Raw genomic sequence first — 16622 nt, 5'->3', positions numbered from 1 at the left:
CTGAGGGTGGTGGCTGCCAGGGAGCGGACGGTGGAGATGAAGAGAGGGGTGCGGGGCCGGCGCCCCCCCTGTGCCCCGCCGCGCCCAGCCCCTCCGGCCTGGCGGCGGGCACCCCCTCCCGGCAGGCCCATGTCAGCGCGGTGCGCGACACGAGCCCGGCGAGCAGGGCGCCCATCACCGCGTGCCCGTGGCCGTGCCCGGCCAGCTCGGTCAGCGCGGCGACCTGCGCGAGCAGCGTGAACAGCAGGGTCACCACGCCGAACGGCCCGATGTCGGAGCGCTTCATCACCGCCAGCGCCTCCTCGGCGGGCCGCCCGCTGCCGAGCCCGTCGGCGACGTCGGCCAGCCCGTCCAGGTGCAGGCCCCGGCTGAGCGCGGCCATCACGGCGACGGCCGCCACGGCGGCGACGAGATGCCCGTTGTTCACCGACAGGAACGTCCACGCGACGAACGCGCCGGCCAGCCCGACGGCGGTCCCCGCCAGCGGCGCGGCCAGCATCCCGCCGCGGGCGGCGGCCCGGTCCCAGCGGGCGGTGCCGACCGGCAGCACGGTCAGGGCGGCGAACGCGAACCGCAGCGCGTCCGTCCCGGTGGCGGGGGGCGGCCCGGACGGCGGCGGAGGCGGCGTGGCGTTCATCGGACCGCAGCCTAGCGCCGGACGCTGGGTGGCCATGGAGCACTGGTGGTACCGCAATATCGTCGAGCCGGGGAAGCTGCCGCTGCTGCTGGCGCTGACGGCGTTCGTCGTCACGTTCCTCGCCACGCGCTGCGTGACCCGGATGATCAGGGCCGGGCGCGGACCGTTCCACGACGTGTCGGCCGGCGGGCACCATGTGCACCACGCGGTGCCGGGCGTGATCCTGATGTGCGTCGGTGGTTTCGGCGGGGTCGCGGCGGGCGGCCGGGGCTGGGTCGCCGGCGCGACGGCGGTGGTGTTCGGGCTGGGCGCCGGGCTGGTGATGGACGAGTTCGCGCTGATCCTGTACCTCCAGGACGTGTACTGGTCGGACCAGGGCCAGAAGAGCGTCGAGGCGGTGGTGCTGACGACCTCGCTGCTGGTCATCCTGCTGACCGGGTTCTCCCCGCTGGGTGTGGACGACGTCGGGCGGGACGAGAGCCAGGACCGGGCGAGCGCGGTCACCACGCTGCTGGTCAACTTCGCGCTGGCGCTGACCGCGCTGCTGAAGGGCAAGTTCCGGGTCGCGATCCTCGGCGTGCTGATCCCCGTGGTGGCGCTGGTCGGCGCGGTCCGCCTGGCCCGCCCCGGCTCCCCGTGGGCGAAACGCCTCTACCGCCGCCGCCCCCGCGCCACGGCCCGCGCCGAGCACCGCGCCCGCCGCCACGAGGCCCACTGGGGGGCGCTGGAACGCCGCATGGGCGACCTCCTCGGCGGCACCCCCACCGACCAGCTCCCGCGCCGGCACGGCGGCGGGTGACGCGAACAGCGCTACGTGGCGTCGGCGACCGCCGCGGACGGCTCGGCGACGTCCGGGCGGGACTCCGGCGGCGGGGCCGTTCCCGCGTCCGGCCGCTCCGGCAGCTCCGCCGCCAGGGCCGCCGCCGCGCGCACCAGCGGCAGCGCCAGCAGCGCGCCCGTGCCTTCGCCCGTCGTCACCCCCTGGTCCAGCAGCGGGTCCATCGCCAGCCGGTCCAGCGCCTTGGCCTGCCCCGGCTCGCCGCTCACCTGGCCCGCGAGCCACCAGTCCGGCGCGCGGAACGCGATCCGCTGCGCGACCAGCGCCGCCGCCGCCGACACGACGCCGTCCAGGATCACCGGGGTACGGCGCACCGCCGCCTGGAGCAGGAAGCCGGTCATCGCCGTCAGGTCCGCGCCGCCGACCGCCGCCAGCAGCCGGAGCTGGTCCCCCAGGGCCGGCCTGGCCCGGCGCAGTCCGTCCCGGATCGCCGCGCACTTGCGCATCCACGTCAGGTCGTCGATCCGGACGCCGCCGCGCCCGGTGACCACGGAGGCGTCGGTGCCGCACAGCGCCGCGATCAGCACCCCGGCCGCCGTGGTGCCGCCCACCGAGACGTCGCCGAGCAGCAGCAGATCGGTCCCGGCGTCGGCCTCCTCGTCGGCGACGGCCATGCCCGCGCGGAACGCCCGCTCCGCCTCCTCGCCGGTCAGGGTGTCCGTCACGTCCAGCCGCTCCGACCCCCGGCGCACCCGGTGGCGGCTCACCTCGTCCGGCAGCTCCTCCGGCGGACAGTCCAGCGCCATGTCCACCACGCGCAGCGGCACCCCGGCCTGACGGGCCAGCACCGCGCCGGGGGCCGCGCCGTCCAGCACCGCCCGCACCAGGGCGGTCGCGCCGCCCGCCGGGCGCGCCGAGACGCCCAGCGACGCCACCCCGTGGTCCCCGGCGAACAGCACGGCCCGGGGCCGCTCGACCGGCGCCACCGGCACCCGGCCCTGCGCGGCGGCCAGCCACACGCCCAGCTCGTCCAGCCGCCCGAATGCCTTGGGGGGCAAGCCGGTTCGCGCCCGCCGCTCCTCGGCCGCACGCCGGAAACGGGCGCTCGGCCGTTCGATGAGATCGCCGAAGTCGTCGAGGTGGAGACCGCCGTCACTCATGCGCACGAGACTACCGCCGCGCTACTCCCGCAACGGCAGAACGGTTCCGGCCACCGCGAGCAGCACCTGCTCGCACTCGGCGGCCACCGCCGCGTTCAGGCGGCCGAGTTCGTCGCGGAACCGGCGGCCCGCCGGGGTCGCCGGGACCACGCCCGAGCCGACCTCGTTGCTCACCAGGACGACCCGGCGGCGGGTGGCGCGGACCGCCGCCGTCAGCGCGGCGGTCCGCGCGGCCAGGGCCGCGGCGCCGCCGCCGGTCCACCGCGTGTCGTCCCAGGCGCCGACCGCGTCCATCGCGTCGGTCAGCCACAGCGCCAGGCAGTCGATCAGCAGCGGCGGCCCCTCGTCCCGGGCCAGCAGCGGCACCAGATCGCACGTCTCGACCGTCGACCAGCCCGGCGGGCGCCGCTCGCGGTGGGCGGCGACCCGGGCCGCCCACTCCGCGTCACCGGCGCGCCCGCCGCCGGTGGCCACGTAGACGACGCCGGGGAACGCGGCCAGCCGCCGTTCCGCCTCGGCCGACTTGCCCGAGCGGGCGCCGCCGAGCACCAGCGTCCGGCGCGGCAGGTCGGGCACGCCGCTGAAGTCGCCCACGGTCAGCCGCGTGCCGTCCGGCGCGGCCCGCGCGCCCGCCGCCGCCAGCCCGCGCCGCGACTCGGGCCCCGGCGGCACGTCGTGGTCGAGGTGGACGGCGACCACGTCCGTCGTCAGGCCGATCGCGCCGGAGGCCCGCAGCCGCGCCACCGCGTCCGGGCGGCCCGTGACGTCCAGCAGGCACAGGTCGTACGGCGGCCCGTCGCCCGCGCCGGCCGGTGCCGCGCCCGGCGGCAGGTACAGCACGCGCCCGCCGTCGGGCCCGGTGACCGCGTAACCGGTGCCCGGCGCGTCGACCGGCACCGCGCGGACCCGGTGCCCGCTGAGCAGGGTCAGCTCCCGGCCGTCGGGCAGCCGGACCGGGGCGGGCAGTTCGGGCGGCAGTTCCAGCGCGGGCCCGTCGTGCGGATGGCTGAGCAGCACCTGCCGCACGCCGTGCAGGGTCTCCCCGGCGCGGGCGGCCGACAGGGCGGCGCCCGGCGTCAGATCGAGCAGCAGAACGCCGTCCACCAGCACGGCCGTCGCCGTACGGGCGTGCTCGCCGAGCGCGCGGGCGCACGCGGCGCAGGGGCAGCCGGGGCGGGGGAGACCGGCCGGGGCGCCGGTACCGAGCAGAGTCACGTACACATCCGGAATCCTCTCGCCCCGGCTCCGGGCACGCGCGCGGTGGTGCGCTCCCGGCCCGGCCGTGATTTAGTCTGCGATCAGGCAAGTCGGGCCGGGATCTGGAGGTTTCGTATGGCGTGGGAGTGGCGGTTCGAGAAGGCTGACGGCTCTGCGGCCGAGCCGTCGCAGGCCCCCGGCGACTTCGGCACGCAGGGTGACGCGGAGTCCTGGATCGGCGAGGCGTGGCCCGAGCTGCTGGCCGAGGGCATCGAGGCCGCGTCGCTCCTGGAGGACGGCGCCAAGGTCTACGGGCCGATGAGCCTGCGCACCGCGGAGGAGTGACCGCTCACCCTGTCCCGTCACTCATGCCTCCCCGAGCGTGACCTCCGCGGTCCGCCGGTCCTCGTTCCGCTCGTACCCCACCTCGACCTTCCGGCCGGGGCGGTGCGAGGCCAGCGCCTCGGCGAGCGACACCACGTCGGTGACCTCCTCCCCGCCGGCCTCCACCACGACGTCGCCCGGCCGCAGCCCCGCGCGGTCGGCCGGGCCGCCGTCCGTGACCTCCACGATCGCCGCCCCGGCGGGCTCGAAGCCGTCACCGAGGACGGTGCGGACGGAGACCCCGAGCGCGGCGCGGCCCGAGTCCACGACCCGGCCGTGCTCGATCATCTGGTCGGCGAGGAACGTCACGGTCGAGGCGGGGATGGCGAAACCGATGCCGGGCGCCTGGCCGCCGAGCCCCGGATCGCGGGCGGCCAGCGTGGGGATGCCGATCACGTGGCCCGACAGGTTCACCAGCGCGCCGCCGCTGTTGCCGGGGTTGATGTCGGCGGAGGTCTGCACCATGTTGCCCAGCGTGGCCTCCCCCTCGCCCTCGCTGACCGCGCGGCCGACCGCCGAGACGATGCCCTGGGTGACGCTGGACGACAGGCCCAGGGGATTGCCCATGGCGAGCACCATCTGCCCGACCTCGACCTTCGCCGAGTCCCCGAACGTCGCCGGCCGCAGCCGGTCCGGCACGTCGGTCAGCTCGATCACGGCGAGGTCCTGCTCGGGGTAGCTGGCCACCAGCTCCGCCTCGGCCGGCTCCCGGCCGGTCGCGAGCAGCACCTCGAACTCCTCGCCCTCGCCCACCACATGGGCGTTGGTGACGATGTGGCCCGCCGCGTCGTAGACCACGCCGGAGCCGAGGCCGTCGTCGGTGGTGATCTGCACGACGGACGGCAGCACGTCGTTGACCACCCGCTCGTAGGTCTCCTGGAGGTCGTCCGTGACCGTGGGCGCCGGCGCCCGGGTGGCCTCTGCCTCAGCGGCGGAGGTCCCCTGGGTGCACCCCGAGCCCGAGGTGATCAGCAGCACCACCGCGCACAGCAGGGCCGGAGCGTGTGTGGTCAGGGCCATAACGGCATTCTGTGCGCGTCCGCCCGTCACCCCCGCCCGGAGCTACGCCATTGCGGCGAGCGGCCCCGCCGGCACCGGAACGGTCCGGTGCCGGTCCCGGCTCAGCGGGGGGAGTCGCCGCGCTTGATCGCGGGGCGCGGCAGCCGCATGCGGCGCATCTGCATGGTGCGCATCAGGGCGTACGCCATGGCGCCCCGCGTGTTCTCGTCCGGGTAGCGGGTCCGCAGCGCCTTCTTCAGGCGGCGGGTCAGCAGCACCGAGTCCACCACGATCGCCAGGATCACCACGAGCCACAGCAGCAGCGCGATGTTCCGCGCCTGGAGCGACGGCAGCATGCTCAGGATCAGGATCAGCACCGCCGTGGGCAGGAAGAACTCCGCCACGTGCCACCGGGTGTCCACGAAGTCCCGCGCGAACCGCCGGACCGGTCCCCGGTCACGGACCGGGAGGTGCCGCTCGTCGCCCGACAGCAGGGCCTCGCGCTGCTTGGCGAGCTGGGCCCGCCGGGCCTCGCGGGCGCGCCGCGCCGCGTCCTTCCGGTTCGTCGCCGGCTTGACGGCGGTGCGCCGCTGGGCCTCGGCCTCGCTGCGCTTCGGCGTGGGACGGCCCTTGGGCGCCTGCGGATCCCGGCCCCGCGGCTGCTCGGCCTGGAGGTCCGGGGTCTTCTCGGGTGCTTCTTTCGAACGGCTTCGGAACACGCCCCCAGCCTACGTTCTCGCCGGACCGGCCCTTCCCGCCTCCCGGGCACGATCCCGCAACGGCTCCACCCGGTCCCTACTCCTCTGGCGGGAGACCGCCGGCGGGCGATCGTCCTGAGGGAGGACACCGAACGCGGTCGTTCGGTGCGCTAATGGATACAGGCCCCGTAGGGTAGTAGGGGACCAGCAGCAGTTGTGGCCTTGAGGTTCGAGTCCGTCATGAAGGGGGCGCGCGAAGCCCATGAGCGGTGTCATGAAGCGGATGGGAATGATCTTCCGCGCTAAGGCCAACAAGGCCCTCGACCGGGCCGAGGATCCCCGGGAGACGCTGGACTACTCGTACCAGAAGCAGTTGGAGCTGCTCCAGAAGGTGCGGCGCGGCGTCGCCGACGTGGCCACCTCGAGGAAGCGCCTGGAGCTCCAGCTCAACCAGCTCAACCTCCAGTCCGGCAAGCTGGAGGACCAGGGCAAGAAGGCCCTCGCCCTCGGCCGGGAGGACCTGGCGCGCGAGGCGCTGACCCGGCGGGCCGGACTCCAGCAGCAGATCGCCGACCTCCAGCAGCAGCACGAGACGCTCCAGTCGGAGGAGAACAAGCTCACTCTGGCGGCCCAGCGGCTCCAGGCGAAGGTGGACGCGTTCCGCACCCGCAAGGAGACCATCAAGGCCACCTACACCGCCGCCCAGGCGCAGACCCGGATCGGGGAGGCGTTCTCCGGCATCTCCGAGGAGATGGGCGACGTGGGCATGGCCATCCAGCGCGCCGAGGACAAGACGGCGCAGCTCCAGGCCCGCGCCGGCGCCCTCGACGAGCTGCTCGCCTCGGGCGCCCTGGACGACCCGACCGGCACCTCCAAGGACGACCTGACCGCCGAGCTGGACCGCATCGCGGGCAACGCGGACGTAGAGTTCGAGCTGGAGCGGATGAAGGCCGAGCTGGCCGGCGGCCCCTCCGCGGGACGGCAGGCACTGGAGGGCGGCAGCGCCCCGGCCGCCGACGCGGGCGAGCGGCAGGAGCAGCAGCGGGAGTCCCCCAAGTTCGACAAGCAGTGACCGGGCCATCGTGACGGTCACCGGGGTTTTCGGCGGACGTTCGGAGGGCGACATGATCGTGCGGATCATGGGGGAGGGACAGGTCAGGCTGGACGACAGCCACTTTCCCGCGCTGAACAAGCTGGACGACGAGCTCATGACGGAGCTGGAGTCGGGCGACAGCGAGGGGTTCCACCGCACTCTCGGCGCCCTGCTGGACGCCGTCCGCTCGATGGGCACGCCGCTGCCCGACGACGCGCTGGAGCCCTCGGAGCTGATCCTCCCGGCGCCCGAGGCGACGATCGCCGAGGTGCGCGCCATGCTCGCCGAAGACGGACTGATCCCGGACTGAGCCGCCGGGCCGTGACTCCTGTGCAGGTCGACCGCGCCCGGCAGTGGCTCCGGGCCCACCCGCTCGCCCTCGACGCGCTGCTCTCCCTCGCCGTTCTCGGCTTCGCGCTGTGCGTCTCGGTCACCGAGTCCCGCACGCCCGACGGCGGCTCCGGCTTCGGCAAGCGGCATCTGGCCGGGCACACTCTCGCGCTGTACGGGCTGGCCGCCGCCGCGCTGACGCTGCGCCGCGTGTTCCCGCTGCGGGTCCTGGTCACGGTCGGTGCCGTGGCGATGCTGGAGCTGGTCCTGGGCACCCGGTCCTACGACGCGGCCGAGCGGCACTCCTCGATCCTGATCTTCGTGGTCGTGGCTCTGTTCACCGTCGCCCTGGCCACCGACCGGGCGACGACGCTGCGGCTGGGCGTCATCACGTCGGCCGTGTTCACCCCGGCGGCGATGCTGATGGGCGTCCAGCCCTGGTACGACCCGGAGAACCTGGGCGTCTTCGCGTGGACCGCGCTGGCCGCCGCCATGGGCGAGACCGTGCGCACCCGCCGGGCCATGGTGGACGCGATCCGGGAGCGGGCCGAACGCGCCGAGCGCACCCGCGAGGAGGAGGCCCGCCGCCGTGTCGCGGAGGAGCGGATGCGGATCGCCCGCGAGCTGCATGACGTGGTGGCCCACCACATCGCGCTGGTCAACGTGCAGGCCGGGGTCGCCTCGCACGTCATGAGCACCCGGCCCGACCAGGCCATGGAGGCGCTCGGCCACATCCGCAACGCCGGCCGCCGGGCGCTGGCCGAGCTCCAGACCACCGTCGGGCTGCTGCGCCACCAGGACGAGCCGATCGCGCCGACCGAGCCCGCCCGCGGCCTGGGCGTCCTGGACGAGCTGGTCGAGAGCTTCGCGCAGGCGGGCATGGCGGTGAGCGTGGAGGCCCCGGCGGCGGCCGAGCCGCTGCCCTCCGCCGTGGACCTGGCCGCCTACCGCGTGGTGCAGGAGGCGCTGACCAACGTGCACAAGCACGCCGGACCCGGGGCCACCGCCCGCGTCCGCATCGTCCGCTCCGGCGGCGCCGCCGGAGCGGACGATGCGGACGCGGGCGGTGGCCCCGGGTCCGGCGTGCTTGTGCACGTTGGTCAGCGCCTCCTGCACCACGCGGTAGGCGGCCAGGTCCACGGCGGAGGGCAGCGGCTCGGCCGCCGCCGGGGCCTCCACGCTCACCGCCATGCCCGCCTGCGCGAAGCTCTCGACCAGCTCGTCCAGGACGCCCAGGCCGCGGGCGGGCTCGGTCGGCGCGATCGGCTCGTCCTGGTGGCGCAGCAGCCCGACGGTGGTCTGGAGCTCGGCCAGCGCCCGGCGGCCGGCGTTGCGGATGTGGCCGAGCGCCTCCATGGCCTGGTCGGGCCGGGTGCTCATGACGTGCGAGGCGACCCCGGCCTGCACGTTGACCAGCGCGATGTGGTGGGCCACCACGTCATGCAGCTCGCGGGCGATCCGCATCCGCTCCTCCGCGACACGGCGGCGGGCCTCCTCCTCGCGGGTGCGCTCGGCGCGTTCGGCCCGCTCCCGGATCGCGTCCACCATGGCCCGGCGGGTGCGCACGGTCTCGCCCATGGCGGCGGCCAGCGCGGTCCACGCGAAGACGCCCAGGTTCTCCGGGTCGTACCAGGGCTGGACGCCCATCAGCATCGCCGCCGGGGTGAACACGGCCGACGTGATGACGCCCAGCCGCAGCGTCGTCGCCCGGTCGGTGGCCAGGGCGACGGTGAACAGAGCCACGACCACGAAGATCAGGATCGAGGAGTGCCGCTCGGCCGCGTCGTAGGACCGGGTGCCCAGGACCAGCTCCAGCATCGCCACGGCACCGACCGTGACCAGGACCCGCAGCGGGAACACGCGGCGCAGCGTCAGCGCGGCGGCGGCCAGCCCGTACAGCGCGAGAGTGTGCCCGGCCAGATGCCGCTTGCCGAAGCCGGAGCCGCCGTCGGGCGTGCGGGACTCGGTGACCGAGACGCACAGCGCGAAGCCGAGAACGGCGAGGGAGAGCAGCGCGTCGAGGGCGAGCGGGTGGGCCCGGAGCCACTGCCGGGCGCGGTCGACCTGCACAGGAGTCACGGCCCGGCGGCTCAGTCCGGGATCAGTCCGTCTTCGGCGAGCATGGCGCGCACCTCGGCGATCGTCGCCTCGGGCGCCGGGAGGATCAGCTCCGAGGGCTCCAGCGCGTCGTCGGGCAGCGGCGTGCCCATCGAGCGGACGGCGTCCAGCAGGGCGCCGAGAGTGCGGTGGAACCCCTCGCTGTCGCCCGACTCCAGCTCCGTCATGAGCTCGTCGTCCAGCTTGTTCAGCGCGGGAAAGTGGCTGTCGTCCAGCCTGACCTGTCCCTCCCCCATGATCCGCACGATCATGTCGCCCTCCGAACGTCCGCCGAAAACCCCGGTGACCGTCACGATGGCCCGGTCACTGCTTGTCGAACTTGGGGGACTCCCGCTGCTGCTCCTGCCGCTCGCCCGCGTCGGCGGCCGGGGCGCTGCCGCCCTCCAGTGCCTGCCGTCCCGCGGAGGGGCCGCCGGCCAGCTCGGCCTTCATCCGCTCCAGCTCGAACTCTACGTCCGCGTTGCCCGCGATGCGGTCCAGCTCGGCGGTCAGGTCGTCCTTGGAGGTGCCGGTCGGGTCGTCCAGGGCGCCCGAGGCGAGCAGCTCGTCGAGGGCGCCGGCGCGGGCCTGGAGCTGCGCCGTCTTGTCCTCGGCGCGCTGGATGGCCATGCCCACGTCGCCCATCTCCTCGGAGATGCCGGAGAACGCCTCCCCGATCCGGGTCTGCGCCTGGGCGGCGGTGTAGGTGGCCTTGATGGTCTCCTTGCGGGTGCGGAACGCGTCCACCTTCGCCTGGAGCCGCTGGGCCGCCAGAGTGAGCTTGTTCTCCTCCGACTGGAGCGTCTCGTGCTGCTGCTGGAGGTCGGCGATCTGCTGCTGGAGTCCGGCCCGCCGGGTCAGCGCCTCGCGCGCCAGGTCCTCCCGGCCGAGGGCGAGGGCCTTCTTGCCCTGGTCCTCCAGCTTGCCGGACTGGAGGTTGAGCTGGTTGAGCTGGAGCTCCAGGCGCTTCCTCGAGGTGGCCACGTCGGCGACGCCGCGCCGCACCTTCTGGAGCAGCTCCAACTGCTTCTGGTACGAGTAGTCCAGCGTCTCCCGGGGATCCTCGGCCCGGTCGAGGGCCTTGTTGGCCTTAGCGCGGAAGATCATTCCCATCCGCTTCATGACACCGCTCATGGGCTTCGCGCGCCCCCTTCATGACGGACTCGAACCTCAAGGCCACAACTGCTGCTGGTCCCCTACTACCCTACGGGGCCTGTATCCATTAGCGCACCGAACGACCGCGTTCGGTGTCCTCCCTCAGGACGATCGCCCGCCGGCGGTCTCCCGCCAGAGGAGTAGGGACCGGGTGGAGCCGTTGCGGGATCGTGCCCGGGAGGCGGGAAGGGCCGGTCCGGCGAGAACGTAGGCTGGGGGCGTGTTCCGAAGCCGTTCGAAAGAAGCACCCGAGAAGACCCCGGACCTCCAGGCCGAGCAGCCGCGGGGCCGGGATCCGCAGGCGCCCAAGGGCCGTCCCACGCCGAAGCGCAGCGAGGCCGAGGCCCAGCGGCGCACCGCCGTCAAGCCGGCGACGAACCGGAAGGACGCGGCGCGGCGCGCCCGCGAGGCCCGGCGGGCCCAGCTCGCCAAGCAGCGCGAGGCCCTGCTGTCGGGCGACGAGCGGCACCTCCCGGTCCGTGACCGGGGACCGGTCCGGCGGTTCGCGCGGGACTTCGTGGACACCCGGTGGCACGTGGCGGAGTTCTTCCTGCCCACGGCGGTGCTGATCCTGATCCTGAGCATGCTGCCGTCGCTCCAGGCGCGGAACATCGCGCTGCTGCTGTGGCTCGTGGTGATCCTGGCGATCGTGGTGGACTCGGTGCTGCTGACCCGCCGCCTGAAGAAGGCGCTGCGGACCCGCTACCCGGACGAGAACACGCGGGGCGCCATGGCGTACGCCCTGATGCGCACCATGCAGATGCGCCGCATGCGGCTGCCGCGCCCCGCGATCAAGCGCGGCGACTCCCCCCGCTGAGCCGGGACCGGCACCGGACCGTTCCGGTGCCGGCGGGGCCGCTCGCCGCAATGGCGTAGCTCCGGGCGGGGGTGACGGGCGGACGCGCACAGAATGCCGTTATGGCCCTGACCACACACGCTCCGGCCCTGCTGTGCGCGGTGGTGCTGCTGATCACCTCGGGCTCGGGGTGCACCCAGGGGACCTCCGCCGCTGAGGCAGAGGCCACCCGGGCGCCGGCGCCCACGGTCACGGACGACCTCCAGGAGACCTACGAGCGGGTGGTCAACGACGTGCTGCCGTCCGTCGTGCAGATCACCACCGACGACGGCCTCGGCTCCGGCGTGGTCTACGACGCGGCGGGCCACATCGTCACCAACGCCCATGTGGTGGGCGAGGGCGAGGAGTTCGAGGTGCTGCTCGCGACCGGCCGGGAGCCGGCCGAGGCGGAGCTGGTGGCCAGCTACCCCGAGCAGGACCTCGCCGTGATCGAGCTGACCGACGTGCCGGACCGGCTGCGGCCGGCGACGTTCGGGGACTCGGCGAAGGTCGAGGTCGGGCAGATGGTGCTCGCCATGGGCAATCCCCTGGGCCTGTCGTCCAGCGTCACCCAGGGCATCGTCTCGGCGGTCGGCCGCGCGGTCAGCGAGGGCGAGGGGGAGGCCACGCTGGGCAACATGGTGCAGACCTCCGCCGACATCAACCCCGGCAACAGCGGCGGCGCGCTGGTGAACCTGTCGGGCCACGTGATCGGCATCCCCACGCTGGCCGCCCGCGATCCGGGGCTCGGCGGCCAGGCGCCCGGCATCGGTTTCGCCATCCCCGCCTCGACCGTGACGTTCCTCGCCGACCAGATGATCGAGCACGGCCGGGTCGTGGACTCGGGCCGCGCCGCGCTCGGGGTCTCCGTCCGCACCGTCCTCGGTGACGGCTTCGAGCCCGCCGGGGCGGCGATCGTGGAGGTCACGGACGGCGGCCCGGCCGACCGCGCGGGGCTGCGGCCGGGCGACGTCGTGGTGGAGGCCGGCGGGGAGGAGGTCACCGACGTGGTGTCGCTCGCCGAGGCGCTGGCCTCGCACCGCCCCGGCCGGAAGGTCGAGGTGGGGTACGAGCGGAACGAGGACCGGCGGACCGCGGAGGTCACGCTCGGGGAGGCATGAGTGACGGGACAGGGTGAGCGGTCACTCCTCCGCGGTGCGCAGGCTCATCGGCCCGTAGACCTTGGCGCCGTCCTCCAGGAGCGACGCGGCCTCGATGCCCTCGGCCAGCAGCTCGGGCCACGCCTCGCCGATCCAGGACTCCGCGTCACCCTGCGTGCCGAAGTCGCCGGGGGCCTGCGACGGCTCGGCCGCAGAGCCGTCAGCCTTCTCGAACCGCCACTCCCACGCCATACGAAACCTCCAGATCCCGGCCCGACTTGCCTGATCGCAGACTAAATCACGGCCGGGCCGGGAGCGCACCACCGCGCGCGTGCCCGGAGCCGGGGCGAGAGGATTCCGGATGTGTACGTGACTCTGCTCGGTACCGGCGCCCCGGCCGGTCTCCCCCGCCCCGGCTGCCCCTGCGCCGCGTGCGCCCGCGCGCTCGGCGAGCACGCCCGTACGGCGACGGCCGTGCTGGTGGACGGCGTTCTGCTGCTCGATCTGACGCCGGGCGCCGCCCTGTCGGCCGCCCGCGCCGGGGAGACCCTGCACGGCGTGCGGCAGGTGCTGCTCAGCCATCCGCACGACGGGCCCGCGCTGGAACTGCCGCCCGAACTGCCCGCCCCGGTCCGGCTGCCCGACGGCCGGGAGCTGACCCTGCTCAGCGGGCACCGGGTCCGCGCGGTGCCGGTCGACGCGCCGGGCACCGGTTACGCGGTCACCGGGCCCGACGGCGGGCGCGTGCTGTACCTGCCGCCGGGCGCGGCACCGGCCGGCGCGGGCGACGGGCCGCCGTACGACCTGTGCCTGCTGGACGTCACGGGCCGCCCGGACGCGGTGGCGCGGCTGCGGGCCTCCGGCGCGATCGGCCTGACGACGGACGTGGTCGCCGTCCACCTCGACCACGACGTGCCGCCGGGGCCCGAGTCGCGGCGCGGGCTGGCGGCGGCGGGCGCGCGGGCCGCGCCGGACGGCACGCGGCTGACCGTGGGCGACTTCAGCGGCGTGCCCGACCTGCCGCGCCGGACGCTGGTGCTCGGCGGCGCCCGCTCGGGCAAGTCGGCCGAGGCGGAACGGCGGCTGGCCGCGTTCCCCGGCGTCGTCTACGTGGCCACCGGCGGCGGGCGCGCCGGTGACGCGGAGTGGGCGGCCCGGGTCGCCGCCCACCGCGAGCGGCGCCCGCCGGGCTGGTCGACGGTCGAGACGTGCGATCTGGTGCCGCTGCTGGCCCGGGACGAGGGGCCGCCGCTGCTGATCGACTGCCTGGCGCTGTGGCTGACCGACGCGATGGACGCGGTCGGCGCCTGGGACGACACGCGGTGGACCGGCGGCGGCGCCGCGGCCCTGGCCGCGCGGACCGCCGCGCTGACGGCGGCGGTCCGCGCCACCCGCCGCCGGGTCGTCCTGGTGAGCAACGAGGTCGGCTCGGGCGTGGTCCCGGCGACCCCGGCGGGCCGCCGGTTCCGCGACGAACTCGGCCGCCTGAACGCGGCGGTGGCCGCCGAGTGCGAGCAGGTGCTGCTCGCGGTGGCCGGAACCGTTCTGCCGTTGCGGGAGTAGCGCGGCGGTAGTCTCGTGCGCATGAGTGACGGCGGTCTCCACCTCGACGACTTCGGCGATCTCATCGAACGGCCGAGCGCCCGTTTCCGGCGTGCGGCCGAGGAGCGGCGGGCGCGAACCGGCTTGCCCCCCAAGGCATTCGGGCGGCTGGACGAGCTGGGCGTGTGGCTGGCCGCCGCGCAGGGCCGGGTGCCGGTGGCGCCGGTCGAGCGGCCCCGGGCCGTGCTGTTCGCCGGGGACCACGGGGTGGCGTCGCTGGGCGTCTCGGCGCGCCCGGCGGGCGGCGCGACCGCCCTGGTGCGGGCGGTGCTGGACGGCGCGGCCCCCGGCGCGGTGCTGGCCCGTCAGGCCGGGGTGCCGCTGCGCGTGGTGGACATGGCGCTGGACTGTCCGCCGGAGGAGCTGCCGGACGAGGTGAGCCGCCACCGGGTGCGCCGGGGGTCGGAGCGGCTGGACGTGACGGACACCCTGACCGGCGAGGAGGCGGAGCGGGCGTTCCGCGCGGGCATGGCCGTCGCCGACGAGGAGGCCGACGCCGGGACCGATCTGCTGCTGCTCGGCGACGTCTCGGTGGGCGGCACCACGGCGGCCGGGGTGCTGATCGCGGCGCTGTGCGGCACCGACGCCTCCGTGGTCACCGGGCGCGGCGGCGTCCGGATCGACGACCTGACGTGGATGCGCAAGTGCGCGGCGATCCGGGACGGACTGCGCCGGGCCAGGCCGGCCCTGGGGGACCAGCTCCGGCTGCTGGCGGCGGTCGGCGGCGCGGACCTGACGGCGATGACCGGCTTCCTGCTCCAGGCGGCGGTGCGCCGTACCCCGGTGATCCTGGACGGCGTCGTGTCGGCGGCGGCGGCGCTGGTCGCGCAGCGGATCGCGTTCCGCGCGCCGGACTGGTGGCTCGCGGGCCAGGTGAGCGGCGAGCCGGGGCAGGCCAAGGCGCTGGACCGGCTGGCGATGGACCCGCTGCTGGACCAGGGGGTGACGACGGGCGAAGGCACGGGCGCGCTGCTGGCGCTGCCGCTGGTGCGCGCGGCGGCGGCCCTGGCGGCGGAGCTGCCGGAGCGGCCGGACGCGGGAACGGCCCCGCCGCCGGAGTCCCGCCCGGACGTCGCCGAGCCGTCCGCGGCGGTCGCCGACGCCACGTAGCGCTGTTCGCGTCACCCGCCGCCGTGCCGGCGCGGGAGCTGGTCGGTGGGGGTGCCGCCGAGGAGGTCGCCCATGCGGCGTTCCAGCGCCCCCCAGTGGGCCTCGTGGCGGCGGGCGCGGTGCTCGGCGCGGGCCGTGGCGCGGGGGCGGCGGCGGTAGAGGCGTTTCGCCCACGGGGAGCCGGGGCGGGCCAGGCGGACCGCGCCGACCAGCGCCACCACGGGGATCAGCACGCCGAGGATCGCGACCCGGAACTTGCCCTTCAGCAGCGCGGTCAGCGCCAGCGCGAAGTTGACCAGCAGCGTGGTGACCGCGCTCGCCCGGTCCTGGCTCTCGTCCCGCCCGACGTCGTCCACACCCAGCGGGGAGAACCCGGTCAGCAGGATGACCAGCAGCGAGGTCGTCAGCACCACCGCCTCGACGCTCTTCTGGCCCTGGTCCGACCAGTACACGTCCTGGAGGTACAGGATCAGCGCGAACTCGTCCATCACCAGCCCGGCGCCCAGCCCGAACACCACCGCCGTCGCGCCGGCGACCCAGCCCCGGCCGCCCGCCGCGACCCCGCCGAAACCACCGACGCACATCAGGATCACGCCCGGCACCGCGTGGTGCACATGGTGCCCGCCGGCCGACACGTCGTGGAACGGTCCGCGCCCGGCCCTGATCATCCGGGTCACGCAGCGCGTGGCGAGGAACGTGACGACGAACGCCGTCAGCGCCAGCAGCAGCGGCAGCTTCCCCGGCTCGACGATATTGCGGTACCACCAGTGCTCCATGGCCACCCAGCGTCCGGCGCTAGGCTGCGGTCCGATGAACGCCACGCCGCCTCCGCCGCCGTCCGGGCCGCCCCCCGCCACCGGGACGGACGCGCTGCGGTTCGCGTTCGCCGCCCTGACCGTGCTGCCGGTCGGCACCGCCCGCTGGGACCGGGCCGCCGCCCGCGGCGGGATGCTGGCCGCGCCGCTGGCGGGGACCGCCGTCGGGCTGGCCGGCGCGTTCGTCGCGTGGACGTTCCTGTCGGTGAACAACGGGCATCTCGTCGCCGCCGTGGCGGCCGTCGCCGTGATGGCCGCGCTCAGCCGGGGCCTGCACCTGGACGGGCTGGCCGACGTCGCCGACGGGCTCGGCAGCGGGCGGCCCGCCGAGGAGGCGCTGGCGGTGATGAAGCGCTCCGACATCGGGCCGTTCGGCGTGGTGACCCTGCTGTTCACGCTGCTCGCGCAGGTCGCCGCGCTGACCGAGCTGGCCGGGCACGGCCACGGGCACGCGGTGATGGGCGCCCTGCTCGCCGGGCTCGTGTCGCGCACCGCGCTGACATGGGCCTGCCGGGAGGGGGTGCCCGCCGCCAGGCCGGAGGGGCTGGGCGCGGCGGGGCACAGGGGGGGCGCCGGCCCCGCACCCCTCTCTTCATCTCCACCGTCCGCTCCCTGGCAGCCACCACCCTCAG

At 75.3% G+C, this 16622-nt stretch carries 18 protein-coding genes and 2 pseudogenes; 10 read left to right on the top strand and 10 right to left on the bottom strand.

Going from position 1 to position 16622, the window contains the following annotated elements; all coding sequences use genetic code 11:
* Positions 1–637 (bottom strand): adenosylcobinamide-GDP ribazoletransferase (locus BN2279_RS05260; protein ID WP_079031859.1); only part of this gene is annotated, 637 nt, incomplete at its 3' end.
* A 34-nt stretch (positions 638–671) separates the two neighbouring features.
* Here BN2279_RS05260 and BN2279_RS05255 point away from each other — a divergent pair.
* Positions 672–1436 carry a hypothetical protein gene (locus tag BN2279_RS05255; protein WP_059006937.1) on the top strand — a complete coding sequence of 255 codons (765 nt, stop codon included), beginning with the start codon at positions 672–674 and terminating at the stop codon, positions 1434–1436.
* A gap of 11 nt (positions 1437–1447) precedes the next feature.
* Here BN2279_RS05255 and cobT (BN2279_RS05250) read toward each other — a convergent pair whose 3' ends face one another.
* Both cobT (BN2279_RS05250) and BN2279_RS05245 read right to left on the bottom strand, forming a co-directional pair.
* Entirely contained in the window at positions 1448–2575 is a 1128-nt protein-coding gene (cobT, locus tag BN2279_RS05250; RefSeq protein WP_059006938.1) for a nicotinate-nucleotide--dimethylbenzimidazole phosphoribosyltransferase, read from the bottom strand.
* Between the two features lie 21 nt (positions 2576–2596).
* On the bottom strand, positions 2597–3796 hold the full coding sequence (locus BN2279_RS05245; protein ID WP_059006940.1) for a bifunctional adenosylcobinamide kinase/adenosylcobinamide-phosphate guanylyltransferase: 1200 nt from the start codon (positions 3794–3796) through the stop codon (positions 2597–2599).
* Between the two features lie 111 nt (positions 3797–3907).
* On the opposite strand from BN2279_RS05245, the gene BN2279_RS05240 reads away from it, so the two are divergent.
* A complete protein-coding gene (locus tag BN2279_RS05240; RefSeq protein ID WP_059006942.1) occupies positions 3908–4117 on the top strand; it encodes a hypothetical protein in 210 nt (69 codons plus the stop codon).
* Between the two features lie 21 nt (positions 4118–4138).
* Here the strand turns inward: BN2279_RS05240 and BN2279_RS05235 are convergent, their stop codons facing one another.
* The gene (locus BN2279_RS05235; RefSeq protein ID WP_059006944.1) at positions 4139–5176 is read right to left on the bottom strand and encodes a S1C family serine protease; all 1038 of its coding nucleotides are present in this window, start codon (positions 5174–5176) and stop codon (positions 4139–4141) included.
* A 101-nt stretch (positions 5177–5277) separates the two neighbouring features.
* Positions 5278–5874 carry a DUF3043 domain-containing protein gene (locus BN2279_RS05230; protein ID WP_059006946.1) on the bottom strand — a complete coding sequence of 199 codons (597 nt, stop codon included), beginning with the start codon at positions 5872–5874 and terminating at the stop codon, positions 5278–5280.
* Between the two features lie 241 nt (positions 5875–6115).
* On the opposite strand from BN2279_RS05230, the gene BN2279_RS05225 reads away from it, so the two are divergent.
* From BN2279_RS05225 to BN2279_RS31685, 3 genes and pseudogenes are all read left to right on the top strand, one after another.
* Positions 6116–6925: a PspA/IM30 family protein gene (locus BN2279_RS05225; RefSeq protein WP_079031858.1), complete on the top strand. Its 810-nt coding sequence runs from the start codon at positions 6116–6118 to the stop codon at positions 6923–6925.
* 52 nt (positions 6926–6977) lie between these two features.
* The gene (gene pspAA / locus BN2279_RS05220; protein ID WP_059006953.1) at positions 6978–7256 is read left to right on the top strand and encodes a PspA-associated protein PspAA; all 279 of its coding nucleotides are present in this window, start codon (positions 6978–6980) and stop codon (positions 7254–7256) included.
* An 11-nt stretch (positions 7257–7267) separates the two neighbouring features.
* Positions 7268–8017: pseudogene (locus tag BN2279_RS31685) on the top strand (histidine kinase dimerization/phosphoacceptor domain-containing protein); the annotation flags it as partial.
* Between the two features lie 588 nt (positions 8018–8605).
* On the opposite strand, the pseudogene BN2279_RS31385 reads toward BN2279_RS31685, so the two are convergent.
* The 3 genes and pseudogenes from BN2279_RS31385 to BN2279_RS05200 all read right to left on the bottom strand — a co-directional run.
* Positions 8606–9346: pseudogene (locus tag BN2279_RS31385) on the bottom strand (histidine kinase dimerization/phosphoacceptor domain-containing protein); the annotation flags it as partial.
* A 20-nt stretch (positions 9347–9366) separates the two neighbouring features.
* Positions 9367–9645, bottom strand: coding sequence for a PspA-associated protein PspAA (gene pspAA / locus BN2279_RS05205; protein WP_059006953.1), 279 nt, complete (start codon positions 9643–9645; stop codon positions 9367–9369).
* Between the two features lie 52 nt (positions 9646–9697).
* Positions 9698–10507 carry a PspA/IM30 family protein gene (locus tag BN2279_RS05200; protein WP_079031858.1) on the bottom strand — a complete coding sequence of 270 codons (810 nt, stop codon included), beginning with the start codon at positions 10505–10507 and terminating at the stop codon, positions 9698–9700.
* A gap of 241 nt (positions 10508–10748) precedes the next feature.
* Between BN2279_RS05200 and BN2279_RS05195 the strand changes: the two genes are divergently transcribed.
* Both BN2279_RS05195 and BN2279_RS05190 read left to right on the top strand, forming a co-directional pair.
* Positions 10749–11345, top strand: a complete 597-nt coding sequence (locus tag BN2279_RS05195; RefSeq protein ID WP_059006946.1) for a DUF3043 domain-containing protein — start codon at positions 10749–10751, stop codon at positions 11343–11345.
* Positions 11346–11446: 101 nt separating this feature from the next.
* Positions 11447–12484 (top strand): S1C family serine protease, encoded by a 1038-nt coding sequence (locus BN2279_RS05190; protein ID WP_059006944.1) that lies wholly within the window; start codon positions 11447–11449, stop codon positions 12482–12484.
* Between the two features lie 21 nt (positions 12485–12505).
* Here the strand turns inward: BN2279_RS05190 and BN2279_RS05185 are convergent, their stop codons facing one another.
* On the bottom strand, positions 12506–12715 hold the full coding sequence (locus BN2279_RS05185) for a hypothetical protein (protein WP_059006942.1): 210 nt from the start codon (positions 12713–12715) through the stop codon (positions 12506–12508).
* A gap of 111 nt (positions 12716–12826) precedes the next feature.
* Between BN2279_RS05185 and BN2279_RS05180 the strand changes: the two genes are divergently transcribed.
* Together BN2279_RS05180 and cobT (BN2279_RS05175) are read left to right on the top strand one after the other, a co-directional pair.
* Entirely contained in the window at positions 12827–14026 is a 1200-nt protein-coding gene (locus BN2279_RS05180) for a bifunctional adenosylcobinamide kinase/adenosylcobinamide-phosphate guanylyltransferase (RefSeq protein WP_059006940.1), read from the top strand.
* 21 nt (positions 14027–14047) lie between these two features.
* Entirely contained in the window at positions 14048–15175 is a 1128-nt protein-coding gene (gene cobT / locus BN2279_RS05175) for a nicotinate-nucleotide--dimethylbenzimidazole phosphoribosyltransferase (RefSeq protein WP_059006938.1), read from the top strand.
* An 11-nt stretch (positions 15176–15186) separates the two neighbouring features.
* Here the strand turns inward: cobT (BN2279_RS05175) and BN2279_RS05170 are convergent, their stop codons facing one another.
* Positions 15187–15951, bottom strand: a complete 765-nt coding sequence (locus BN2279_RS05170; protein ID WP_059006937.1) for a hypothetical protein — start codon at positions 15949–15951, stop codon at positions 15187–15189.
* A gap of 34 nt (positions 15952–15985) precedes the next feature.
* Here BN2279_RS05170 and BN2279_RS05165 point away from each other — a divergent pair.
* Positions 15986–16622, top strand: a 637-nt coding sequence (locus BN2279_RS05165) for an adenosylcobinamide-GDP ribazoletransferase (RefSeq protein ID WP_079031859.1), incomplete at its 3' end; no start/stop codon positions are given.

Origin of the sequence: Streptomyces specialis (genome assembly GCF_001493375.1) — a bacterium.
Classification (GTDB): domain Bacteria; phylum Actinomycetota; class Actinomycetes; order Streptomycetales; family Streptomycetaceae; genus Streptomyces; species Streptomyces specialis.
The sequence above is the reverse complement of the archived record's forward strand: the minus strand, read 5'-3'. Positions and strand labels throughout refer to the sequence as shown.